Here is a 24095-nt window from a genome sequence, read left to right on the forward strand (position 1 = left end):
CCGGCTGGCCGGTCAGCGCCGACGCCGCAGCGTCGAGAAGATCCCGCGCACCACTTCCTTTGCGATGGTCCCGCCCAGCCCGGAGCCGAGCAGGTCCGACAGCGGGTCCCCCGCGGTTCGCCGCGTCCCGGACCGCTGCGTCCCGGACCGCTGCGTCCCGCCCGACCGACCGGAGCCGCCGGACCGACCGGACCGACCGGACCGACCGGAACGCCGCGCCTCCGACGCTCGCTCGGCCCGCTCGAACTCCCGCTGCTGCCGCTCGTACTCCCGCTCGGCATCCGCCGACGCGTCCGCCGCGGCAGCAGCGGCCTCGTCGGCTGCAGCGGCGGCGTCGGCCGCAGCGGCCGCCGCCTCCATCCGGCGCGCGAGCACCTCGCGGGCCGAGTCCGGATCGACGCGGGTGCCGTAGGTCGCCAGGAGCGGTGAGGCCTGCACCCGTGCGGCCATCTCGTCGGCCAGCATCGGGTCCATCGACCCCTGGGGTGCGCGCAGCCGGGTCCACGCGACGGGGCTCGGTGCGCCCCGCTCGTTCATCACCGTGACGATCGCCTCGCCGGTCGCGAGCGACGTGAGGACCTCGCCCAGGTCGTAGTCGCTCGTCGGGTAGGTCGACACCGTCGCCCGGAGCGCCTTCGCGTCGTCCGGGGTGTGGGCGCGGAGCTGGTGCTGGATGCGCGACCCGAGCTGCGCCAGCACGTCGTTCGGCACGTCCTTCGGGGTCTGCGTCACGAAGAAGACCCCGACACCCTTCGACCGGATGAGCCGCACGGTCCGCACGATCTGCTCGGTGAAGTCCTTCGACGCCCCGGTAAACAGCAGGTGCGCCTCGTCCAGGAAGAACACCAGCTTCGGCTCGTCCTGGTCGCCGACCTCCGGCAGCTCGTTGAACAGGTCCGCCAGCAACCACATCAGGAACGTCGAGAAGACCTCCGGGCGGTCCTGCACCCCGGGCACCTCGAGCAGACTGACGATCCCGCGCCCGTCCGCCGCCGTCCGCAGGAACACCTGCGTGTCGATCTCGGGCTCGCCGAAGAACTGGTCGGCACCCTGGTCGGCGAAGGTGACGAGCTCCCGCAGGATCACCCCGGCGGTCTGCTTCGACAGGCCCCCGAGCTCGGCGAGTTCGCCCTTGCCCTGATCGCTCACCAGGAACGTCAGCACGCTCCGCAGGTCGTCGAGGTCCACCAGCGCGAGCCCCTGCTGCGTGGCGTAGTGGAACACCAGACCGAGCGAGGACTCCTGCGTGTCGTTCAGCCCGAGCACCTTCGACAGCAGCAGCGGCCCGAACCCGGAGACGGTGGCGCGGATCGGCACGCCGGTGCCCTGCCCGCCCAACGAGAACAGCTCGGCCTGGCTCGCAATCCCCTGCCACTGCTGGCCGATGCCCGCGGTGCGGTCGAGCAGCTTGTCGTCCGCCTGCCCCGCGACGGCGAGACCCGACAGGTCGCCCTTGATGTCGGCGGCGAACACCGGCACCCCGTTCGCCGCGATCTGCTCGGCGAGCACCTGCAGCGTGCGGGTCTTGCCGGTGCCGGTCGCCCCGGCCACCAGTCCGTGCCGGTTCAGCATCGCGAGCGGGATCCGGACCTGCACGTCGGGCACCGCTGCGCCGTTGACCAGGGCACCGAGTTCGATCGCGCCGCCGTCGACGGCGTAGCCGTCACGGATCGCCGCGACCGCGTCCGGTCCGAGCGGGCCGGCTTCGGCACGGACGGGAGGCACGGTGCCGGTCGCCGCCGTCGCCACCGGATCCGGGACGGTCGCGTCGACCGCCGCGGCAGGGGTGGTCGGAGCCGGTGCGGCTGCAGGGGCGGGCTCCGCGTCGGGCGTGAGCCGCGCCTCCAGGCCGGTGGGTGGCGGGGACCCGACGACCGCGGGTTCCGCGTCCGCGGTGAGGACCGCCTGCTCCTCCGCCGCCAGTGCGGCGGCGAGCTCCTCGGCTCGCCGCGCCGCTTCGTCGGCGAGCCGACGTGCCTCGTCGGCGGCCTGTCTCGCAGCCTCGGCAGCCGCCCGTGCCCGCTCCGTCGCGTCGCTCATGGGCACAGCCTAGGGACCCGAGCCCGCGGCGGCCCGGGTCGTCAGTGCGTCAGCGCGGGGACCGTCCGCGGGCGGACCACGAACCAGAGCATCAGGATTGCGACGGCGGCGGTCGACGCCATCACCATCGCCATCGGGGTGGCCGTCGTGATGCCGAGCCAGCCGACCACCGGCGAGATGAGCCCGGCGACGCCGAAGTTCAGGGCGCCGAGCACCGAGGCGGCTGTTCCCGCCTCTTTCCCGTGGGCGGCGAGACCGATGACCTGCACGAGCGGGAACGAGAACCCGCACGCGGCGATGAAGAACCACAGCGGGACGAGCACGCCGACCAGACCGGCCCCGAGCTGGTCGAGGACGATGATCGCGAGCGACGCCAGCAGCAGGGTCGCGGTCGAGCACGCCAGGATCCACTGCGGACCGACCCGCTGGGCGAGCCGCGACGAGATCTGCACGCCGAGGACGACCCCGACGGAGTTGACGGCGAAGAGCAGCCCGTACTGCTGCGCGTCGAGCCCGTAGACCTGCTGGAACAGGAACGGTGACGCGCTGAGGTACGAGAACAGCCCGCTGAACACCATGGCGCCGATGAGCGCGACGCCGACGAAGATCCGGTCGGAGAACAGCGCCTTGTAGCGCTGGCCGATGGTGGAGTGCCCGGCCTCGTGCCGGCGGGCCGGGGGCAGGGTCTCGACGATGAGCAGGATCGAGGCGATGACCACCGCCAGGCCGTAGCAGGCGAGGAAGACGAAGATGCCGCGCCAGCTGGTGAACTGCAGCATCTGCGAACCGATGAGCGGCGCGAGGATCGGTGCGAGGCCGTTCACCATCGCCAGGCGGGACAACATGCGCACCAGCGGCTTGCCGCCGAACAGGTCACGCACCGTCGCCATCGCGACGACACCGCCGGCTGCGGCGCCCATGCCCTGCAGCACGCGGAACACCGCGAGCAGCTCGATGTCCGGCGCGGTCGCGGCACCGATCGACGCGGCGATGTGCACCGTCGTCGCGATGATCAGCGGCAGTCGACGGCCCACCTTGTCACTCCACGGGCCGACCAGGAGCTGCCCGATGGCGAAGCCGAGCGTCGTCGCGGTGAGCGTCAGCTGGACCGCGCCGTCGGTGACGCTGAACTGGTCCTTGATCGCCGGGAACGCCGGCAGGTACAGGTCGATCGTGAACGGCCCGAGCGCCGTGAGGGCGCCCAGGACGAAGACGTAGACGAGTCGCTGCCCGCGGGAGAGCGAGTCTCCCGGGTGCAGGACGACCCGGAGCGAACCGGTGGTGGCGGGCGCGGTCACGAGACAGGAGTCCTTCGACGATGAGGGGGCGGAGGGTGATCGCGGGTCGATCGAATCGATTCGTCCGCGGAACCATCCTACGGTCGCCGGTGCGTGCTCGGCGCCGCCGGTGCCGGCCGCCCGCGTGAAGCGGCTCGTGCTGCCCCTCGGCCCGGCGCGGACCATGCGGTAGCGTCGGGTTGCTCGGGGGCCTTCCGGGTGAAGCGGATCAGAAGGGGGTGGGCGTCATGGTGGATGCCCGGATCCTGCACACCACTGCAGCGCTGCGCGAGGCGATCCTGCGACTCGCCGCGGACCGACCGGTCTCGGAGATCACCGTCGCCGACGTCACGCGTGCCGCCGGCATCAACCGGGCCACGTTCTACTCGCACGCCGTCTCCCCCGGGTCGCTGCTCGCCGACGTCCTGACGCCGGAACTCGACCGCATCCGGCAGGACGACGCCGACGAGCGCCGGGCCGCCGCCGACCGGGGCGCCGGAGCCGACGAGCTCGTGGCCATCACCCGGCGCGGCATCAACGCCGTCGTCGAGCACGTGACGACGCACCGCGACATCTACGGCAAGGCGCTGCCGGACCCGAACGACGCCTCGCTGCACCGGCTGCTCGTCGAGCACTTCACGGTGTCGAGCGCTCTGCACATCCGCGAGCTCGACCCCGCACACCGGCCCGACCTGCTCGACGACGTCGCCGCGGGGTTCGTGGCGCAGGGCTTCGTCGGGGCGATCGAGGCCTGGCTCGCCGGGCCCCGTCGGTCGCGGAAGGCGCTGGTCGAGACGATCACGCTGTCGTTCCCGGCGTGGTGGAGCTGAGCGGACCGCTCTACTCGGCGTCCGTCGTGTCGCCGTCCGTCGGGTCGGTCTCCGGCTTCTCGCCACGCTGCAGGGACTGCACGACGTCGACCGCCGTCGCCGCGGTGTCGGCGTCGTCGCCCTCCGACGGCACGCGGTAGTCGGCGGACACCCCGTCGCCACCGGTGCCGGTCGCGGGCAGCGGATCACCGAGGGACACCACGACGACCCCGGCGTCGTGGGCGGTCTGGATCACGCCGGTCAGTGCGGACGGCCGGGCGGCGTGCACGAGCAGGGCCTTGGCGCCCTTCCGCACGAGCTGGGCGACCGCGGTCCGCTGGGACGCCGCTGCCCCCGACGCCGGAGCGACCCGGACGTCCGGCCGGAACCCGGCGTCGGTCAGGTCGGTGCGGAGCCGGTCGGCGAGGGCGGCGTCGTCGTGCACCAGGACGACACCGATCACGGCCTGCTGGTCGAAGCCGCCGTCGGAGCTCGTCAGGTCGGTGCTCTGCACGGGTGTGGGGGCAGCCGACGTCGTGCCCTGGCACCCGGCCAGGGTCAGGGCCGCCGCCAGGGCGACGGTCACGGCGACGATGCGCAGCACGGTGGTCTCCTCTTCGGTCCGGTCTGCCACGCTACCCGGCGGTCGGGCCGTGCGACGACGGAGTCCGCGACGGGACGGATCCGCCCGGGCCTGCCGACACCGTCGTCGCAGGCGCGGGCACGGGGCCGAGCCGTCGGACGGCCGCGATCGCCAGTGCGGCGAACCCGATCATCGCCGCGAACACCAGGGGGAACGACACGGTGCCGTCGGCTCCACCGGTCGCGGTGAAGAGCAGGCCGGTCACCGCCAGGCCGATCACGCTGCCCGCGGCATCAGCGATCGTCAGGGCCGAGCTCGCGAACCCGTCGTCGCCCTCGCCGGAGAACCGTAGCGTCAGCATCGAGGCGCGCGGGTAGATCGCGCCCATGCCCGCACCGCCGACGAACCAGCCGGCGACCAGCACCCACCACGACAGGTCGAACGTCGCGACCGCGAGCGCGGTCACCAGGCTGACGAGCACCAGCGTGAGCCCCACCCCGAAGGTGCGCCGGGCAGTGAGCCGCCGCTCCCCCAGACGGCCGTGTGCCCAGCTCGACGCGGCCCAGCTGAGTGCCGCCACCGTCAGGGCGAGCCCCGCGGCCGACGGCGACAACCCGTGTTCGGCCTGCAGCAGGAACGGCACGTACGCCTCGCTCCCGAAGAACGACGCGGCGACGAGCCCGCGCAGCAGCACGACCGACGGCAGCCCGGCCGCAGCACGGAACGTCCCGGTGGGCAGCAGCGGCCGCAGGGCGAACCAGGTGCCGACCAGCCCGATGACGACGGCCGCGACCATGCCCCACGGGGTCAGGTCCGGCGCCACGTTGAGCAGCAGGATCGACACGGCCGCCGCCACCGACCACCCGATCCGGACCCGCTGCCACGGCGGGCGGAGTGATGCGGCCGGGGCGTGCAACCGGCCGAGGGTCGGCACGAGCAGGACGAACGCGGCCAGCGCGATCACCAGGGCCCCGGCGAAGACCCAGTGCCAGTTCCAGGTGTCGGTGACGATGCCGGCCAGGGCGGGACCGATCAGCGCGGGGACGACCCAGGCTGCGGCGAACCCGGCGAACACCGGTCCGTGCAGCTCGGCGGGGAAGATCCGGGCGACCAGCACGTACAGCACCACGTCGATCGCCCCGGCGCCGAACCCCTCGATGAGCCGCCCCGCCAGGAACACCTCCATGGTCGGCGCGAGCATCACCACGGCGGTCCCCACGGCGAAGAACACCGCCGACACCCATGCCACGATCCGTCCGCCAGCGCGGTCAGCCCAGTTGCCGGCGAGGACCATGCCGGGCACCCCGGCGGCGAGCGGGGCGGCGAAGGCGAGGGCGTACAGGGTCTCGCCGTCGAGGTCGCGGCTGATCACCGGCATGATCGTCGTCATCGCCAGGTTCTGGAACGCCGCGACGCCGACGATCGCGACCATGCCGATCGTCGCGAGGGCGTACGGCCCGCTCAGCAGGCTGGTCCGCGACGCCGTTGTGCTCACCCGATCATCGTAGGGGCGGGCGCCGACGACACGGTGGCGCGTCCCGAGTCCCGCGTCCCGCGTTGGCGCGGCAGCAGGGCCCGTGTCAGCGGTGTTGCGTCAGCGCGCCAGCGCCTGCTCCAGGTCCGCCACCAGGTCGCCGGCGTCCTCGATGCCCACCGACAGCCGGACGACGTTCTCCGGCACGGCCAGCTCGGTGCCCTTCACCGACGCGTGGGTCATCTCGCTCGGGTACCCGATGAGCGACTCCACACCGCCGAGCGACTCGGCCAGGGCGAACAGCTCCGTCGACTCCGCGAACCGCTTCGCCGCCTCGGCGCCGCCGGACAGCGCGACCGAGAGCATCCCGCCGAAGCCGCGCATCTGGCGTGCGGCGACGTCGTGCCCCGGGTGGTCGGGCAGGCCCGGGTAGTAGACACGCTCGACACCGGGCGCGACGACGAGCGCCTCGGCGACGGCCTGCGCGTTCCGCGAGTGCCGCTCCATCCGCACCGCGAGCGTCTTGATGCCGCGGGTGGTCAGGTAGGCGTCGAACGGCGACGAGATCGCACCCGCGCCGAACTGCAGGAACTGCACCTTCGCCGCGAGCTCCTCGTCCGCCAGCACGACGGCTCCGCCGACGACGTCGGAGTGTCCGCCGAGGTACTTCGTGGTCGAGTACACGACGACGTCGGCGCCGAGCGACAGCGGCTGCTGCAGGTACGGCGACGCGAACGTGTTGTCGACGACCACCAGGGCGCCCGACTCGTGCCCGAGGGTCGCGAGGGCGGCGATGTCGGCGATCTTCATGAGCGGGTTCGTCGGCGTCTCGACCCACAGCACCGTGGTGGCCGGAGCCCCCTGCAGTGCCGCGCGGACCTGGTCGAGGTCGCTCATGTCGACGACGACGAGCTCGACGCCCCACGGCACGTGCAACCGACTCACCAGGCGGTGGGTGCCGCCGTACACGTCGTTGCCCATCACGACGCGGCCACCGGGGACCAGCGCGGCACGGAGCAGGGCATCCTCGGCGGCGAGCCCGGACGCGAACGACGACGCCGCGACGCCGCCGTCGAGGTCGGCCAGGAGCACCTGCAGCGAGTCGCGCGTCGGGTTGCCGGCGCGCGAGTACTCGTAGCCCTTGCGCATGCCGCCGACGCCGTCCTGCACGTACGTCGACGTCAGGTGGATCGGCGGGATGACGGCGCCGGTGGTCTCGTCGGGCTCCTGGCCGGCGTGGACGGCCCGGGTGCTGAACTCGGTCATGCTCGGTGGTTCCTTACTCGGAGAGGTAGGTGAGGAGGTCGTGCCGGGTCAGCACGGTGACGGGCTTGCCGTCCGCGACGACGAGGAGCGCGTCGGCCGACTCGAGCGCGCGACGCGCCGCGGAGACCGACTCGCCGACGCCGATGAGCGGCAGCGGGTCCCCGACGAAGCCGGTGAGCGCGTCCGACATCTTCGCGGTGCCGGTGAAGACCTGCTCGAGCAGCGCCTTCTCCTCGACGGCGCCGACGACCTCGCCGATGACGACGGGCGGCTCCGCGCTGAGCACGGGCATCTGAGAGACGCCGTACTTGGTCATGATGTCGACGACGTCGCGCACGGTGTCCGCCGGGTGCGCGTGCACGAGGTCGGGCAGGCGGCCGTCCTTGCCGGCGATGAGCGAGCCGACGGTGCGCTCGTCGTCGGTCTCGGCGAAGCCGTAGGAGCGCATCCACCGGTCGTTGAAGATCTTGCCGAGGTAGCCGCGGCCGCCGTCCGGCAGCAGCACGACGACGACGTCGTCCTCGGTCAGGTCACGGGCCGCGCGGAGCGCCGCGACGACGGCCATGCCGCTCGAACCGCCGACGAGCAGTCCTTCTTCGCGCGCCAGGCGCCGGGTCATCGCGAAGGAGTCGGCGTCCGACACGGCGATGATCTCGTCCGGCACGCCGGCGTCGTACGCGCTCGGCCAGAAGTCCTCGCCGACACCCTCGACCAGGTACGGGCGACCGGTGCCGCCGGAGTACACGGAGCCCTCGGGGTCGGCCCCGACGATGCGGACGCCGCCGTCGGACGCCTCCTTCAGGTACCGTCCGGTGCCCGAGATCGTGCCGCCGGTGCCGACGCCCGCGACGAAGTGGGTGATCTGCCCCTCGGTGTCGCGCCAGATCTCCGGACCGGTGGTCTCGTAGTGGCTGCGGGGACCGTTCGGGTTCGCGTACTGGTTCGGCTTGTAGGCGCCGGGGATCTCCTGCACGAGCCGGTCCGACACCGAGTAGTAGGACTCGGGGTGCTCCGGCGCGACCGCGGTCGGGGTCACGACGATCTCGGCGCCGTACGCCGTCAGCACGTTGCGCTTGTCCTCGCCGACCTTGTCGGGCAGCACGAAGACGCACCGGTAGCCGCGCTGCTGTGCGACCAGGGCCAGGCCGACGCCGGTGTTGCCGGAGGTCGGTTCGACGATGGTGCCGCCGGGGCGCAGGTCGCCGGAGGCCTCGGCCGCGTCGATGATCCGGGTGGCGATGCGGTCCTTGGACGACCCACCGGGGTTCAGGTACTCGACCTTCACCAGGATGGTCGCCCGCACCCCCTCGGTCACCCGGTTGAGCTTGACGAGCGGGGTGTCGCCGACGAGGTCGACGACGGAGTTCGCGTAACGCACGGCGTCGAGTCTAGGACGCGGTCCCCGCGTCCCGCTGGGATGTGTCGTGCGCGGACAACGCACGGGGATCCCGCGGCGGGCGGCGGGCCCTGGTCGCGCTGCGCGCCGGACGGGAGGCCCGTGCGGACGCCGCCACGGGCCTCCTGTCCGGCGCCCGGTCGCGACCACGACCGGTCAGGGCCGGACGACGTCCGCCGACGTGTTCTGCTGCCGGTGCAGCTGGCTGTACGTGCCGTCGAGGGCGAGGAGTTCGTCGTGCGTGCCCTGCTCGACGATCTGCCCGTGGTCCAGGACGAAGATGACGTCGGCGTCGCGGATCGTCGACAACCGGTGCGCGATCGAGATGGTGGTCCGACCGGCCGCCGCAGTGTCGAGCGCCGTCTGCACGACGTGTTCCGAGATGGAGTCGAGTGCACTGGTGGCCTCGTCGAGGACGAGCACCGGCGGGTCCTTCAGCATGACCCGCGCGATGGCGATGCGCTGCTTCTCGCCACCGGACAGGCGGTAGCCGCGCTCCCCCACGACGGTGTCGTAGCCGTCCGGGAACGACGCGATCGTGTCGTGGATGTTCGCCGCACGAGCCGCACGCTCGAGCTCGTCGTCGGTGGCGTCGGGCTTGGCGTACCGCAGGTTCTCGCCGATCGTGGCGTGGAACAGGTACGTTTCCTGGCTGACGATGCCGACGTGCCGCATCAGGTCCTCGTGCACCAGGTCGCGGACGTCCTGCCCGGCGAACCGCACCGATCCCTCGGTCGCCTCGTACAGCCGGGGCACCAGGTAGGACACCGTCGTCTTGCCCGCGCCGGAGGGGCCGACGAAGGCCGCGAACTGCCCGGGGCGCAGCTCGAACGACACCCCGCGCAGGGTCGGCTTGTCGGCTTCGCCGTCGGGGTAGGTGAAGACGACGTCGTCGAAGGCGACGTGGCCGACCTTCGACTCGTCCACGGGCCGGGCGGTCGGCGAGTCCGTGATGGCCGGCTTGAGGTCGAAGTACTCGAAGATGCGGGCGAAGAGCGCACCGGAGGTCTGCAGGTCGAGGACCACGCGCAGCAGCCCGACCGTCGGGAACAGCAGCCGGGACTGCACCGTCGTGAACGCGACGATCGTGCCGGCCGTGATCGGGACGTCCCCGATGATCAGGTACGCGGCGACGACGTAGATGATCGCCGGGATGATCGACAGGAAGATCTGCACGATCGCGAAGAACCACTGCCCGGACATCTGCTGGCGGACCTGCAGGGTGATCTGGTTGCGGTTCTCGTCCCCGTAGCGGCGGGTCTCGCTGGCCTGCTGGTTGAAGCTCTTCGCGAGCAGGATGCCCGAGACGCTCAGCGCCTCTTGCGTGATGGCCGTCATGTCGGACAGCGACTCCTGCGTCTGCGCGGCGATGCGTGCCCGGACCTGGCCGACGCGGCGCTGCGCGATCACGAGGAGCGGCAGCAGGACCACGGCGACCAGCGTCATCTGCCAGCTCAGCAGGAGCATCGCGACCACGGCGGCGATCACGGTCACGGTGTTGCCGAGCACCGACGAGATCGTGTTGTTCAGCACACTCGCCACGCCACCGACGTCGTTCTGCAGGCGCGACTGGATGACGCCGGTCTTGGTGCGGGTGAAGAACGCGAGCTCCATCCGCTGCAGGTGCGCGAACAGGCGCATCCGCATCGCACCCATGACCTTGTTGCCGACCGTCGCGGTCAGGTACGTCTGCCAGACGCCGACCCCGGCGCTCGCGATCCAGAGCAGGACCATCGCGGACACGAGCTCGACCAGCACCGGGACGTCGGGGCGACCCGACGGCGGGAACAACCCACGGTCGAACGCCTGTTGGGTGAGCAGTGGCGGCACGACCGAGATGGCCGCGCCGACCAGCACGAGGACGACCGTGAGCACGATCGCCCGACGGTGCGGCTCGAACAGCGCGGCGATGCGCCGGACCAGGTGGGGGATCCTCGGCGCCTCGGCGTTGGCGGCCTTCTGCGCGCGGAAGTCGCCGCTCGAGATGCGCCCACCCCCGCGCGGACCGCCGCCTCGCCCGCCGTGTCCCATGCTCATGGAGCCACCGTAGCCCCGCGCTCGGACATCGACCGCCCTGTCCACAGCACCGCAGTATTTGACCCCGTTCAGGGGGCGTGCGAGCATGTGCCGTCCCCGTCCCCGCACCACCGAGGTCCCATGTCGTCCGCGCCGTCACGTCCCACGTCCCTGGGGGCGCAGCTCGCCCGCCGCAAGCCGATCGAGCAGCTGCAGGCCGAAGCCTCCCGCGGTGTGAACGGGGAACCGCTCCGTCGGTCGCTCGGGGTCTGGCAGCTCACGATGATCAGCGTCGGGGCCACGCTCGGCACCGGCATCCTGGTCGTCCTCGGCACCGCGGTCCCGCTCGCCGGTCCCGCCGTCTGGATCTCGTTCGTCGTCGCGGGGATCGCCGCGCTGCTGTCCGCGCTGTCGTACGCCGAGATGGCGGGCGCCGTCCCGACCTCGGGGTCCAGCTACTCGTACACCTACGCCACGATGGGCGAGGGCATCGCCTGGATCTGCGGCTGGTGCCTCGTGCTCGAGTACGCCGTCTCGGTGGCCGCGGTCGCCGTGGGTGCCAGCGAGTACGTCGACGAGACCCTCCGCGTGTTCGGCCTGCACCTGCCCACCGCACTCTCCGCTCCCCCGGTCGACGGCGGCGTGGTCAACCTGCCCGCGGCGGTCCTGGTCCTGCTCGCCACCGTCGTGCTGCTGCCCGGCGCCCGCGAGAGCGCCTGGGTGAACACGGTCATGGTGATCGTGAAGATCGCCCTGCTCGTCTTCTTCGTCGTCGTGGCGTTCACGGCCTTCCGGGCGCAGAACTTCGAACCGCTGGCCCCGATGGGTGCCGCCGGGGTCACCGCCGCCGCGTCACGGTTGTTCTTCTCGTACATCGGCTTCGACGCCGCTTCGACCGCAGGTGAAGAGGCGAAGAACCCCCGCCGCGACCTGCCCCGGGCGATCATCGGCTCCATCGCGCTCATCACCGCGCTGTACATCCTCGTCGCGATCGCTGCCATCGGTGCCCGCTCGTGGACCGCGTTCTCGTCGTCCGAGGCGTCGCTCGTCCGCATCGTCGTCGACGTCACGGGGCAGCCGCTCGTCGCCCTCGTGTTCTCGATCGGCGCGGTCGTCGCCATCGCCAGCGTCGTGCTCACCGTCCTGTACGGCCAGACACGCATCCTGCTCACGATGTCCCGCGACGGCCTGGTACCGAAGGTCTTCGGGCGGGTCTCCCGCCGAACCGGCACCCCGATCGCGAACACGCTCATCATCGGCATCGCCGTGACGATCGTCGCCGCGCTCGTGCCCCTCGGGGAGCTCGCCGACGCCACGAGCATCGGCACCCTCGTCGCCTTCGCCCTGGTGAACGTGTCCGTCATCGTGCTCCGCCGTTCGCAGCCCGACCTGGAGCGCTCGTACCGGGTGCCGCTGTTCCCCGTCGTGCCGATCCTCGGCACCCTGAGCTGCGTGCTGCTCGCGGTGTTCCTCGGCGCCACCACCTGGATCGCCTTCGGCATCTGGATGGTCGCCGGCGCCCTGCTCTACCTGGCCTACGGACGCCGCCACAGCACCCTGCGCTGACGCGCGCGCCGCGCCGCGCCCGCGCCGCGCCGACCTCGCGCGCTCACCGACACTTCACGCGCGCCGTCCCCCGTGAACAGTCGCTGAGCGCGTGTACTCGCGACGCGGTTCCTCGTCCACAGCTGCCACGTCGAGACCACGTCGTCCACAGATGTCCCGTCGCGACACCGTCGGCGGCGGACGACGACGAACATCACGGCATGAACGAGAGCACCCACCGTCCGCGCCTGCTCCGTGCCACGGCACAGGACCCGACCAACGCGCGACTCCTGCAACGTCGGCACGCCTCTGGGGCGATGGTCCGCCTGCTCGCGGGCGTGTACATCGGGACCGAGGAGTGGGACGCGCTGAGCTCCGTCGGCCAGCACCTCGCCCGTGCACGGGCGATCGCGCCACGGCTGCGTCGTGGCTCGGTGTTCTCCCACGTCACCGCTGCGCTGATCCACGGCTGGCCACTGGTCGGGGACGCACCCGATCGGGTCCACGTGATCGACCCGGCTGTCCCGGTCATCCAGCACCGAGCCGGTCTCGTCCGACATCCGAGCGGTCCGACGCCGCGGACCGCTACCACGGCCTTCGACGGCGTACCGGTCACGGCTCCCCTGGACACCGCGACGGCGCTCATCACGACAGGGTCGCCCCACGTCGCCGCCGTGGCCGTCGATGCTGGCATCCGTCAGGGGGTGCTGGCGCTGGACGACCTCCGCGGCGTGGTCCCCGTCCGTCCTGCACGCGGCTCAGTGCACGCCGAGATGGTCCTCTCGGCGCTCGATGCACGGCACGAGTCCGTCGGCGAATCGTTCGCTGCGATCCGGTTCGTGCAGGTCGGGCTCCCTTCGTGTGAGCCGCAGGTCGAGTTCCGACACCTTGACGGCACGGTCGACCGCGTCGACTTCTGGTTCCCGTCGCTCGGCGTCGTCGTCGAGTTCGACGGCCGGCAGAAGTACGTCGACCCGTCGATGCTGCAGGGGCGCGATCCCGCGGACGTCCTCTGGGCGGAGAAACGTCGTGAGGATCGGCTCCGCGCGCTCCCGGCAGTGCGGGCCGTCATCCGTGTGACGTGGTGGCACCTCATCGAGCCCGACCGCCTCGTTGCGCTCTTCCGTTCGCATGGCGTCCTCATCTGAGCTGTACGAGCTCACGCGCTGGCAGACACTTCACGGACTGGTGCGCGCGTGAAGTGTCGGTCAGCGCGAAACGTCGCCGCGCGCCGCCGCCAGCCCCGCACGCCCCCCGCACACGACGAAGGCCGCCGCCCCGAGGGGCAGCGGCCTTCGTGACCGGAACGGTCGAGACTACGCGAGCTCGATCGTGGCGCCAGCGGCCTCGAGGGTCGCCTTCGCCTTGTCGGCGGTCTCCTTGTTCGCACCCTCGAGGATCTTGGCGTCGGCGGTCTCGACGAGCGCCTTGGCCTCACCGAGGCCGAGCGACGTCAGGCCACGGACCTCCTTGATGACCTGGATCTTCTTGTCACCAGCGGACTTGAGGATGACGTCGAACTCGGTCTTCTCCTCAGCGGCCTCGGCCGGAGCAGCTGCGCCGGCGGGGGCGGCAGCGGCGACCGGGGCGGCCGCGGTGACCTCGAAGACCTCTTCGAACTTCTTCACGAAGTCCGAGAGCTCGATGAGCGTGAGCTCCTTGAAGGCCTCGATGAGCTCGTCCTGCGAAAGCTTCGCCATGATTTTCTCCTACTACTAGCTAGTACGTGTGGTTGATGAACGCGAGCCTGATCAGGCCGCGGACTCCTGCTTCTCGCGAAGGGCGTCCACGGTGCGGACGGCCTGCGAGAGGGGTGCCTGGAACAGGTACGCAGCACCGAACAGCGAGGCCTTGAGTGCGCCGGCGAGCTTGCCGAGCAGCACTTCACGGGACTCGAGGTCGGCGAGCTTGTCCACCTCGGTCGCGGTGAGCGGGTTACCGTCGAAGTAACCACCCTTCACCACGAGCTCGGGGTTCGCCTTGGCGAATGCACGCAGCGACTTCGCGACGGCGACGGTGTCACCGTGGACGAAGGCGAGAGCGGACGGACCGGCGAGCTCGTCGTCGAACGACGAGATGCCGGCGTTGTTCGCCGCGATCTTGGTCAGCGTGTTCTTCACCACGGCGTACGTGGCGTGCTCACGGATCGAGTTGCGGAGCTCCTTGAGCTGCGCGACCGTGAGACCGCGGTACTCGGTGAGCAGAACGGCGTTCGAGCTACGGAAGGACTCCGTGAGCTCGGCGACCGCAGCTTCCTTGTTCGCCATGGTTCTCCTTGGGGGTCTTGCCGGCAGCCCCAGGTCCACGAACGAAAAAAGCTCCGGCGCAGAGGCTCGGAGCTGCTCTCACCAGATGGTGGGAGTGGTTCGGAACACCTGCGCGGGATGCCTCACGAGTGAGGACCTTCGGTCACGATGTTCACAAACACGTTGCGAGCAGCACGACATCCGGCGGTCTTTGGCTTCGAGAACTGTACCAGACGCCGTGGGCGTCACCAAACAGCGATCGGGAGGCGCGGGGCGGGCCCGCACCGCGCCTCCCGTCCGTCAGTGGGTGCGGTCCACCGCAGCGGGTGTCGCCGACCAGTCCGCGGACCCGGCAGGGTCAGCCGACGACGACGCGACAGCCCCGGCCCCGGCCCCGGCCCCGGCGACAGCCCCTGCCGCGGCGGCAGCCGCAGCCGGGTCGCGGGGCAGGTGCACCGTGAACACGGTGTCCCCCGGCTCGCTCGTGACCTCGACCCGGCCGCCGTGCGCCTGCACGACCGCGTCCACGATGGCGAGCCCCAGGCCGGTCGACCCGACCGTGCGGGAGCGCGAACTGTCCGCCCGGGCGAAGCGCTCGAACAGCTTCGGCAGGAACTCCGGGTCGATCCCCTGGCCGGTGTCGCGCACGGTCAGGTCCACGCCGCCGTCAACCGGGGCGAGGCCCACCGTGATGCGGGTGCCCTCGGGCGTGTGGGTCCGGGCGTTCGTGACGAGGTTCACGATGACCTGGTGCAGGCGTGCGGCGTCGCCCGTGATGGTGACCGGCTCCGGCGGGACGTCGACCTCGATGGGGTGTTCGGGCGAGGCGGCGTGGGCGTCGTTCACCGCGTCGAGCACCAGGCCGGTCAGGTCGACCTCGGCGAACTGGATCTCGCGGCCTTCGTCGAGCCGGGCGAGGAGCAGCAGGTCCTCCACCATCGAGGTCATGCGGATGGACTCGGACTCGATGCGGCTCATGGCGTAGACGACGTCCTTCGGCAGGTCGCCGCCCATGCGCCGGGTGAGCTCGGCGTACCCGCGCACCGAGGCGAGCGGGGTCCGGAGCTCGTGCGAGGCGTCGGCGACGAACTGCCGCACCTTCTGCTCCGAGCGTTCCCGCGCCTGCATCGCACTGCCGATGTGCCCCAGCATGCGGTTGAACGCGCTGCCGACCCGGCCGACCTCGGTGCGGGGGTCGGTGTCGGGAACGCGGACACCGTCGAGGGCGTCGCTGCGGTCGAGCGGCATGCGTGCCACGGTCGACGCGGTCTCGGCGACGCGCTCGAGCGGCCGGAGCGACTGTCGGACCACGAACGCGGCGACGACCGAACCGGCGACCAGTGCGGTCGCCACGACGGAGAGGACGACCCCGAAGAGCTTCCAGACGCTGTCGTACACGGGTGCCATCGGGAGCCCCACGACCAGGACGGCCGGGCCGACGTTGACGGCGGCGAGGCGGTACCGCCCGACGTCCGAGCCGAGGTCGATCGTCTCCGGGTCGGCGTCCACGCGGACGGACCCCAGTGCCTCGGCGCTGGCCTGCGGGATCCCGCTCGGACGGCCGTAGTCGTCGAGCACGTTCGCGATGATGACCTGCCCGTCGACGAAGTACGCCGTCAGGGTGCCGGCGGCCTGCCCGGACGGCCGGGACAGGTCGATGCTCGGCTGCCCCGACTGGTTCTGCTGCAGGTACCGCTGCGCCCGGTGGGTGGCGCTCGTGATCTGCTTGTCGATCGCGCTGGTCTGGATCGAGAAGAGCGCGATGATGCTGGCCGCCCCGATCACCGCGCTGACGGCGACGACGAGGGCGACGATGCTCAGGACGAGCCGGCGCCGCAGGGTCACGAGGTCGGCTTGATGACGTACCCGACGCCGCGCACCGTGTGGATCATCGGGGTCTCACCGGCGTCGATCTTCTTGCGCAGGTAGGAGATGTAGATCTCGACGACCGACGACTTGCCGCCGAAGTCGTACGACCACACGCGGTCCAGGATCTGCGCCTTCGAGAGCACGCGACGGGGGTTCCGCATCAGGAAGCGGAGCAGCTCGAACTCGGTGGCGGTCAGTTCGATCGGGCGGCCGGCGCGGTGCACCTCGTACGACTCCTCGTCGAGCACCAGGTCGCCGACGACGATGCGGGAGTCGCCGGCCTCGGAGATCGAGATCTGCGAGCGGCGGATGAGCCCACGCAGACGCGCCACGACCTCCTCGAGGGAGAACGGCTTGGTGACGTAGTCGTCGCCGCCCGCGGTGAGCCCGGTCACGCGGTCCTCGACGGAGTCCTTCGCGGTGAGGAACAGCACCGGGGTGTCGTCGTTGTTCTGCCGCAGCCGGCTCAGCACCTGCAACCCGTCGAGGTCCGGCATCATCACGTCGAGCACCATCGCGTCGGGCTTGAACTCCCGCGCGGTCGTCAGGGCGTCCTGCCCGCCGTTCGCGCTCTTGACGTCCCAGCCCTCGTAGCGGAGCGCCATGGACAACAGGTCGGTGAGGCTGGCTTCGTCGTCGACGACCAGGATGCGCAACGGGGTTCCGTCGGCACGCGTGAGGCGCGGGGCTGCTGCGGGCTGGGAGATGGTCACGTCTTCGAGTATCGAGAAGTTCCTATGAGTCGTCTGTGGCGCGGCCCAGTGCGTTCTGTGGATCGAGGACACGTCCACGTCTGCCGCTCCGTACGTTGGGAGCATGTTGCGATCTGCAGCCTGGCCCCCGTCGGCCCGGCACCTGGACACCGCGCGGATCGAACGGACGACCGGGAGGGCCGGCTCGCCACCGACGGACCGCCTCGCGGTCGCGCGGACGGTCGCCGCCACCACCCCACCCCTGTCCGCCGGTACGGCCGGCGGGTTCTTCGGCACGCTCGCCGCGGTCGCCGCGGCGGACGTCGCCACCGCCCGCACCGTCGAACCGCACCTGGACGCGCTCGGGATCCTCGCGCAGGCCGGGGTCGACGCCCCGGACGGCTCGACCTGGGGCGTCTTCGCGGCCGAGGGGCCGGGCCTCCGACTCGACGCCGCACCACAGCACGATGGCACGGTCCTGCTGCGCGGCACGAAGCCGTGGTGCTCGCTCGCCTCGACGCTCTCGCACGCCCTGGTCACCGCGCACCTGGGCGACGAGCGGGTCCTCGTCGCCGTGGACCTGCGACAGCCCGGGGTCACCGCGCACGACGAGGCCTGGGCCGCACGAGGCATGCCGGACGTGCCGAGCGGTCCGGTCGACTTCGACGGCGTCCGGGCACGACCCGTCGGGGCGCCCGGCTGGTACCTGCGACGCCCGGGCTTCGCCTGGGGCGGCATCGGCGTCGCGGCCTGCTGGTGGGGCGGTGCAGTCGGGCTCGCCCGCGTGCTCCGTGACACCGCGTCGGCGCACCCGGAGTCCGAGCTGCTGCAGGCCGCCCTCGGCGCCACCGTGGCCGACCTCGCCGACGCGGAGGACGCCCTCGCCGACGCCGCCGCCCGGATCGACGACTCCGACCCGGCCTCCGACGACACCGACTGGCGGTTGCTCGCCCAGACCGTCCGGTCGCGGGTGCGCCGTTCGGTCGACGCCGTGCGCGAGCGGGTGGTCTCGACGATCGGCCCGGCTCCACTGACCGCCGACCCCGCAGTCGCCGCGCGGGTCGCCGACCTCGAGCTCTACGTCCTGCAGGACCACGGCGCGCGGGACCTCGCCCGCATCGGCCGGATGGTGCTCGAGCGGGGCGGTGTCGCGTGGTGAGCTTCGACCACCGCGAGCCGGGCACCGACCCGGCGGCGTGGACGGGGTTCCTCGACGGCCTGGACGCACCGGCGATCGACCTGGCCGGTACCGGGTCGGTGGTGGTCGTCGCGCCCCACCCCGACGACGAGACCCTCGGCGCCGGTGGGCTGATCGCGGCCGCTGCAGCGGTCGGCGTCCCCGTGCACGTGCTGCTCCTCACCCGCGGCGAGCGCTCCCACCCGGACTCCCCCACGACGACCCCGGAAGCGCTCGCCGCCGCCCGTGACGACGAGTTCGTGGCGGCCCTGCGCACCCTGCACCCCGACGTGACGTCAACCTCTGTGGGGATCCCGGACGGCGCGACCCGCGAACACCGAGACCGTGTCGTCGACAGCCTCGACACCGTGCTCGCCGACGCCGCCCGCCCCGTGCTGCTCGTCGCGCCGTGGCGCGGGGACGGGCACCGTGACCACCGCATCGTGGGCGAGGTCTCCGAGGCCGCCGCGGCGAGCGCCCCCGACGTCGACCTGCTCGCGTACCCGATCTGGGCCTGGCACTGGGACGACCCGGACCACTCCGTCGCCCCGTGGGACGACGTCCGGGCCCTCTCGCTGCCCGACGATCTCGTCACCCGGAAGCGTGCCGCCCTCGATGCCTACCCGTCGCAGACCCGGCCCCTGTCGCCTGCACCGGGAGACGAGGCGATCGTCGACGACCGGCACGCCGCCCACCACCTGCGGACGACGGAGTGGTTCTTCGCGCCGGGGTCCGCCGCGTCGCGGTCGCGCGAGTCGTTCGACGCCCACTACGACCGGAAGCCCGAGGGGTGGGACTTCGACGGGTCCTGGTACGAGCAGCGCAAACGTGCCGTGACGCTGGCCGCGCTCCCCCGCCCGCGGTTCCGGTCGGCGCTCGAGCTCGGCTGCGCGACCGGGGTCCTGACCGCTGCCCTCGCCGACCGCGCGGACGACGTCCTCGGCACCGACATCTCGGCGGCGCCGCTGGAGCGCGCTGCCCGCCGCGCCCCGACCGCGCGGTTCGTGCAGGCTGCCCTTCCGGCGGAGTGGCCGGACGGGCGCTGGGACCTGGTGGTGATGTCCGAGGTCGGGTACTACCTGTCACCAGCCGACCTCGACGCGACGATCGACCGTGTGCTCGGGTCACTCGACGACGACGGCGTGCTCGTTGCCTGTCACTGGCGGCACCCCGACGACGAAGCCGTGTCGAGCGGTGACGCGGTGGACGCACGGCTGACCGAACGGTGGCCGCGTCCCGCTCTGCTCCGACACGTGGAGGAGGACTTCGTCCTGAGCGTCCTGCCCGGCCCGGCGGTCACCTCGGTGGCCCGGGCCGAGGGGATCATCCGGTGACCCGACCGGAACCGCGTGCACGCATCGACGTCGTCGTCCCCGCGCACGACGAGGCGGACCGGATCGCCGCGTGCCTCGACGCGCTCCTGGTGGCCGTCGACCGGCTCGCCGCGGAGCGACCCGGATTCGACGCCGCCGTCACGGTGGTGCTCGACGGTTGCACGGACGGCACCGCTTCGGTGGTTGATCGGTACCCCGTCGACGTCCTGACGACGGACCGTGTCGGGGTCGGTCGGGCACGCACGATCGGGGCGACGCACGCGCTCCGTGCCCACGACGGCGATCCGGCTGCCCGGTGGCTCGCCCACACCGACGCCGATTCGCGCGTGCACGAACGGTGGCTCGTCCAGCAGTCCGACGCCCTCGCCTCCGGTGCGCAGGTGCTCGTCGGTGCCGTCGTCCCCGACCCGGACGACCTGGCGCCCGCGGTGCTCGACCGCTGGACGCGGGCGCACCCGCCCGGTGCTGCCCTCGGCCACGTGCACGGCGCGAACCTCGGGGTGCTCGCCGCGGCGTACGTCAGCCTCGGCGGGTTCGATCCCGTGCCCGAGCACGAGGACGCGCGGCTGGTGGCCCGGGCGCGGGCGCTCGGCTTCCGGGTGCATGCCACCGTCGACCTGCCCGTGGTGACGAGCGGGCGTTTCGCCGGCCGGACCCCCGGCGGCTACGCGGAGCACCTGCGCCAGCGGTACGGCGACGTCGGCTGACCCGGCCTTAGTCGCCTCATAGGTGGGCGATGGGTCGGTCATCGGCAGCGTGCCTAGCTTCTCCTCCGTCGGCCCCGCCGCGTGCTCTGCGCGGCCGGTGACCCCAGCCGGCCACCACCGAGGAGAACCATGTTCCTGACCTACCTCAGGCGCGAGCTCACGAACCGCAAGAAGCAGACGGTCATCATCGCGATCGGGATGGCCCTGGCCATCGCCCTCGTGGTGATCGTGTCGTCGATCTCGGGTGGCGTGCAGGCAGCGCAGTCGAGCGTCCTGCAGTCCGTCTACGGCGTCGGCACCGACATCACCGTCACCAAGACCGCGACGGCGTCGACGAACGGCGGGCGTCCGAGCTTCGACTTCGGCAGCCAGGGCGACAACGCCGACGACGGCGGCTCGACCGACCTGTCGCAGTCGCGGCTCGCGGTCGCCCGCGGCACGAGCACCCTGAACGCCGCGAACCTGTCCACGATCACGAGCACCGACGGCGTCAAGGCCGCGACCGGTGTGCTGACCCTCGAGAACAGCACGTTCTCCGGCCAGGTCCAGCAGCAGTCGACCGACGACAGCAGCACGGACAGCAGCAGCGACTCCAGCAGCGACAGCACCACCCAGCAGGGCCCGCCGAGCGGGGACACCGGCGGTGGCGGCGGGTTCGGCGGTGGGTCGTTCAGCGTCGACTCGTTCACGGTGACCGGCATCCCGGTGTCCGGCGCGACGGTCGGTCCGCTCACGAGCACCGAGCTCACGAAGGGGCGCACCTTCGCCGCGAAGGACGCGGGCAAGGACGTCGTCGTGCTCGATGCGTCGTACGCGAAGAGCGAGTCGAAGGCGGTCGGCGACACGGTCGACATCGGCGGCACGGACTTCACCGTCATCGGCATCGTGAGCTCCACCGGCTCGGCCTCGACCACGGGCTCGAACACCTACATCCCGCTCGACACCGCGCAGGCGCTGGCCGACCTCGACGGCAAGGTCACCTCCATCTACGTGTCGGCCGAGTCCTCGTCCGACGTCAGCACGATCAAGTCCGCACTGCAGGCGAAGCTGACGAGCGCCACCGTCTCCACCGAGGCCGACCTGGCCTCGAGCGTGTCCGGGTCGCTCAGCACCGCATCGAGCCTGGTCTCGAACCTCGGCAAGTGGCTGTCGATCGTGGTACTCGCCGCGGCGTTCCTCATCGCGATCCTCTTCACGATCTCCGGCGTGACCCGCCGCACCCGCGAGTTCGGGACCCTCAAGGCGATCGGCTGGTCGAACGGCCGCATCACCCGACAGGTGGCCGGCGAGTCCCTGGTGCAGGGCCTGATCGGCGGCGTGCTCGGCGCCGCGGCCGGCCTGATCGGCATCCTCGTCGTGAACGTCATCAGTCCGACGATCTCGGCGAGCGCCTCGAGCACGACCGGCGGGGATGCCGGTGGCGGTGGTGGCATGCCCGGCGGCGCAGCGACCGCGGCCGCGGGCAGCGGCACGACGGGCGGTGCACCGGCAGGAGGCTTCGGCGGCGGCGCGAGCACCGCGTCGACGACCGACGTGGTCCTGCACGCCCCGGTGACCGTCGAGATCATCCTGCTGGCGATCGGCCTCGCGATCCTCGGTGGCCTCATCGCCGGCGCGCTCGGCGGCTGGCGTGCGAGCCGGCTCCGTCCGGCCGAGGCGCTCCGGAGCGTGGCCTGATGCCCGGCCGCACCGACACGACCGAACCGACGACAGGAGCAACCGTGACCAGCACCGACACCGCGACCGGCGAGGCGGAGGCGAGCCGCGCCTCCAGTCCGATGTACCGGCTGACGAACGTCAGCAAGACCTACCAGCAGAAGAACCGGACCGTCACCGCCCTGACGAACGTCCACCTGACGATCCCGCAGGGGCAGCTCGTGGCCGTGCAGGGGCCGACCGGCGGCGGCAAGTCGACGCTGCTGCAGATGCTCGGAGCGCTCGACCGGCCGAGTGCCGGGTCGATCCACCTCGGTGGCGACCGCGACGTGGCGAAGCTCGGCGACGGCGCGCTGACCGACCTGCGGGCGACCGAGATCGGCTTCGTGTTCCAGAGCTTCAACCTGATCCCGACGCTGACGGCGCTCGAGAACGTCGAGACGGCGTTCGCGGGGTCGCTCGCGAACCGGTCGCGGAGCGAGGTCCGCGAGCGTGCGGTCGCCGCGCTCCGCGAGGTCGGACTGGGTGAGCGGATGGAGCACCTGCCGGCCGAGCTGTCCGGCGGTCAGCAGCAGCGCGTGGCGATCGCCCGGGCGCTGGTGAAGAACCCGAGCGTGCTGCTCGCCGACGAGCCGACGGGTGCGCTCGACGAGTCGACCCGCGACGAGATCATGGCGCTCATCGAGAAGCAGTGGCGGGAGCGCGGGCTGACCGTCGTCATCGTCACGCACGACTCGTGGGTCGCGAAGCGTGCCGAGCGGCGCCTGCACATCAAGCAGGGGCAGGTGCGCGAGGTCTAGCGGGGCGGGGTCAGGCGCGGGCAGGCGCGCGGGCAGGCGCCGGGCGTCCGATCGCGTTTCGCGCTCAGCGACAGTCCACGCCTCTGGCGGCGCGTGGGTTGTCGCTCAGCGCGTGAAGACGCCGCCGACCCGCCGCCGCTGCCGCTACCCCGCCACCGGGTAGTCGCAGTACGCGAACCACGTCGAGTCCGGGGCCCACGGCGGCACGTTGACCGTCCCCTGTCCGCCGTCGAGGGCCACCAGGGTCTCCGGCTGGACCGCGATCCTAGCGCCGCGGACGAGCGACCCCGGCAGCAGCCGGAGCTCGACGCGGTGGTCGGCTGGGTGGCCCTGCACGCCAGGTTCGTACGACAGGTAGAGCAGGTGTGCGGCATCCGGGGACAGGTGCGGGAACCAGTTCACCCGGTCGTCGTTCGTCAGGCGGACGGGGCTGTCGTGCCCGGGCCAGCGCACGGCCAGCTGCGCGGTGCCGGGGGTGAACCGCTCGGTGTTCCAGAGCAGGATCCCGCCGGCCGGACTGATGGTGCAGCCGTCGTCGGGGTGCTCGTCCCGGGTGACGAACGTCGGCTCGCCGGTCTCCGGGTCGACCATCGCGACGTCGGTCGTCCAGACGCCGTCCTCGGACAGTTCCCCCACGATGGCGGCGAGCGCGCTGCCGTCGGGGGCGATGCCGTGCAGGTAGAACTTCCGCTTGGTGGGCAGGGCCGCTGCGACGTCGGTGATCCGGGTCGCGGGACCACCCTCGGGCAGCGGGATGCGGTAGAGCTCGCCGTCGCGGGCGCTCACCACGACGGAGCTGCCGGACGGGTCGAGCACGTGGTCGTTGTTGATCTCGTCGACGCCGTCCATCGGCACCGGCACGAGCGCCGACTCGTCGAGCACGGTGCCGGTGCCGCTGTCGCCCGACGGCAGCCGTAGCAGCCAGAGGTCGCCGTCGCCGTTGAGCACCAGGGTCTCGGCGTCCAAGACGTTCGGCGCCTCGACGAGCACCGTGGCCGACTCGAACACGAGCCGCGAGGTGCGGGACTCGACGTCGTACACGTGCACGCGGCTGGTCTGTCCGGGCAGCAGCTGCCGCCCGCGGGTCTCGTCGCTCATGGTTCCATCCTGTCGGTCGTCGGGTGGTCGGGGTCGGTGGGTCGTCGGGTGGGGAACGGCAAAACACCGGTGTCCACGCTGCGCACCCCGTCATGCGGGGGCGTCGAGCG

20 protein-coding genes are annotated in these 24095 nt (G+C 71.9%); 8 read left to right on the top strand and 12 right to left on the bottom strand.

Annotation, left to right across the window (positions count from 1 at the left end; translation table 11 throughout):
* Positions 1–12 precede the first annotated feature (12 nt).
* On the bottom strand, positions 13–2040 hold the full coding sequence (locus tag HP445_RS09005; protein ID WP_128781008.1) for a helicase HerA-like domain-containing protein: 2028 nt from the start codon (positions 2038–2040) through the stop codon (positions 13–15).
* 41 nt (positions 2041–2081) lie between these two features.
* Positions 2082–3338 (bottom strand): multidrug effflux MFS transporter, encoded by a 1257-nt coding sequence (locus tag HP445_RS09010; RefSeq protein WP_051596893.1) that lies wholly within the window; start codon positions 3336–3338, stop codon positions 2082–2084.
* Positions 3339–3565: 227 nt separating this feature from the next.
* On the opposite strand from HP445_RS09010, the gene HP445_RS09015 reads away from it, so the two are divergent.
* Positions 3566–4147 carry a TetR/AcrR family transcriptional regulator gene (locus HP445_RS09015; protein ID WP_128781007.1) on the top strand — a complete coding sequence of 194 codons (582 nt, stop codon included), beginning with the start codon at positions 3566–3568 and terminating at the stop codon, positions 4145–4147.
* 10 nt (positions 4148–4157) lie between these two features.
* Here HP445_RS09015 and HP445_RS19160 read toward each other — a convergent pair whose 3' ends face one another.
* From HP445_RS19160 to HP445_RS09040, 5 genes are all read right to left on the bottom strand, one after another.
* Positions 4158–4760 (bottom strand): substrate-binding domain-containing protein, encoded by a 603-nt coding sequence (locus tag HP445_RS19160; RefSeq protein ID WP_111022264.1) that lies wholly within the window; start codon positions 4758–4760, stop codon positions 4158–4160.
* 1 nt (position 4761) lies between these two features.
* The gene (locus HP445_RS09025; protein ID WP_128781006.1) at positions 4762–6204 is read right to left on the bottom strand and encodes an MFS transporter; all 1443 of its coding nucleotides are present in this window, start codon (positions 6202–6204) and stop codon (positions 4762–4764) included.
* Between the two features lie 99 nt (positions 6205–6303).
* On the bottom strand, positions 6304–7449 hold the full coding sequence (locus HP445_RS09030; protein WP_128781005.1) for a cystathionine gamma-synthase: 1146 nt from the start codon (positions 7447–7449) through the stop codon (positions 6304–6306).
* 13 nt (positions 7450–7462) lie between these two features.
* Positions 7463–8827 (bottom strand): cystathionine beta-synthase, encoded by a 1365-nt coding sequence (locus tag HP445_RS09035; protein WP_110863383.1) that lies wholly within the window; start codon positions 8825–8827, stop codon positions 7463–7465.
* Positions 8828–9001: 174 nt separating this feature from the next.
* Positions 9002–10876 (bottom strand): ABC transporter ATP-binding protein, encoded by a 1875-nt coding sequence (locus HP445_RS09040; protein WP_128781096.1) that lies wholly within the window; start codon positions 10874–10876, stop codon positions 9002–9004.
* A 126-nt stretch (positions 10877–11002) separates the two neighbouring features.
* Between HP445_RS09040 and HP445_RS09045 the strand changes: the two genes are divergently transcribed.
* Both HP445_RS09045 and HP445_RS09050 read left to right on the top strand, forming a co-directional pair.
* A complete protein-coding gene (locus HP445_RS09045; protein WP_128781004.1) occupies positions 11003–12427 on the top strand; it encodes an amino acid permease in 1425 nt (474 codons plus the stop codon).
* 200 nt (positions 12428–12627) lie between these two features.
* Complete coding sequence (locus HP445_RS09050) at positions 12628–13554, top strand: hypothetical protein (RefSeq protein ID WP_128781003.1); 927 nt, start codon at positions 12628–12630, stop codon at positions 13552–13554.
* 168 nt (positions 13555–13722) lie between these two features.
* Here the strand turns inward: HP445_RS09050 and rplL are convergent, their stop codons facing one another.
* The 4 genes from rplL to HP445_RS09070 all read right to left on the bottom strand — a co-directional run bounded on the left by rplL (position 13723) and on the right by HP445_RS09070 (position 17234).
* A complete protein-coding gene (rplL, locus tag HP445_RS09055; protein ID WP_027466380.1) occupies positions 13723–14106 on the bottom strand; it encodes a 50S ribosomal protein L7/L12 in 384 nt (127 codons plus the stop codon).
* A gap of 51 nt (positions 14107–14157) precedes the next feature.
* Positions 14158–14673, bottom strand: a complete 516-nt coding sequence (rplJ, locus tag HP445_RS09060) for a 50S ribosomal protein L10 (RefSeq protein ID WP_017888663.1) — start codon at positions 14671–14673, stop codon at positions 14158–14160.
* A 279-nt stretch (positions 14674–14952) separates the two neighbouring features.
* On the bottom strand, positions 14953–16497 hold the full coding sequence (locus HP445_RS09065) for a sensor histidine kinase (protein ID WP_128781002.1): 1545 nt from the start codon (positions 16495–16497) through the stop codon (positions 14953–14955).
* Positions 16494–17234, bottom strand: coding sequence for a response regulator transcription factor (locus HP445_RS09070; protein WP_017888661.1), 741 nt, complete (start codon positions 17232–17234; stop codon positions 16494–16496). Before HP445_RS09070 ends, HP445_RS09065 begins: the two co-directional genes overlap by 4 nt.
* Positions 17235–17337: 103 nt before the next feature.
* Between HP445_RS09070 and HP445_RS09075 the strand changes: the two genes are divergently transcribed.
* The 5 genes from HP445_RS09075 (at position 17338) to HP445_RS09095 (ending at position 22887) form a co-directional block, all read left to right on the top strand.
* The gene (locus tag HP445_RS09075) at positions 17338–18372 is read left to right on the top strand and encodes an acyl-CoA/acyl-ACP dehydrogenase (protein WP_128781001.1); all 1035 of its coding nucleotides are present in this window, start codon (positions 17338–17340) and stop codon (positions 18370–18372) included.
* Positions 18369–19724, top strand: a complete 1356-nt coding sequence (locus HP445_RS09080) for a bifunctional PIG-L family deacetylase/class I SAM-dependent methyltransferase (RefSeq protein WP_241660439.1) — start codon at positions 18369–18371, stop codon at positions 19722–19724. The genes HP445_RS09075 and HP445_RS09080 overlap by 4 nt, the downstream gene beginning before the upstream one ends.
* Positions 19721–20431, top strand: coding sequence for a glycosyltransferase family 2 protein (locus HP445_RS09085; RefSeq protein WP_164941209.1), 711 nt, complete (start codon positions 19721–19723; stop codon positions 20429–20431). The genes HP445_RS09080 and HP445_RS09085 overlap by 4 nt, the downstream gene beginning before the upstream one ends.
* Positions 20432–20560: 129 nt before the next feature.
* Positions 20561–22108 (top strand): ABC transporter permease, encoded by a 1548-nt coding sequence (locus HP445_RS09090; RefSeq protein WP_128780998.1) that lies wholly within the window; start codon positions 20561–20563, stop codon positions 22106–22108.
* A 101-nt stretch (positions 22109–22209) separates the two neighbouring features.
* Positions 22210–22887 (top strand): ABC transporter ATP-binding protein, encoded by a 678-nt coding sequence (locus HP445_RS09095; RefSeq protein WP_071406345.1) that lies wholly within the window; start codon positions 22210–22212, stop codon positions 22885–22887.
* Positions 22888–23031: 144 nt separating this feature from the next.
* Here HP445_RS09095 and HP445_RS09100 read toward each other — a convergent pair whose 3' ends face one another.
* The gene (locus HP445_RS09100) at positions 23032–23985 is read right to left on the bottom strand and encodes a TolB family protein (protein WP_128780997.1); all 954 of its coding nucleotides are present in this window, start codon (positions 23983–23985) and stop codon (positions 23032–23034) included.
* Between the last annotated feature and the right edge of the window lie 110 nt (positions 23986–24095).

The organism is Curtobacterium flaccumfaciens (genome assembly GCF_013359815.1).
GTDB lineage: Bacteria > Actinomycetota > Actinomycetes > Actinomycetales > Microbacteriaceae > Curtobacterium > Curtobacterium flaccumfaciens.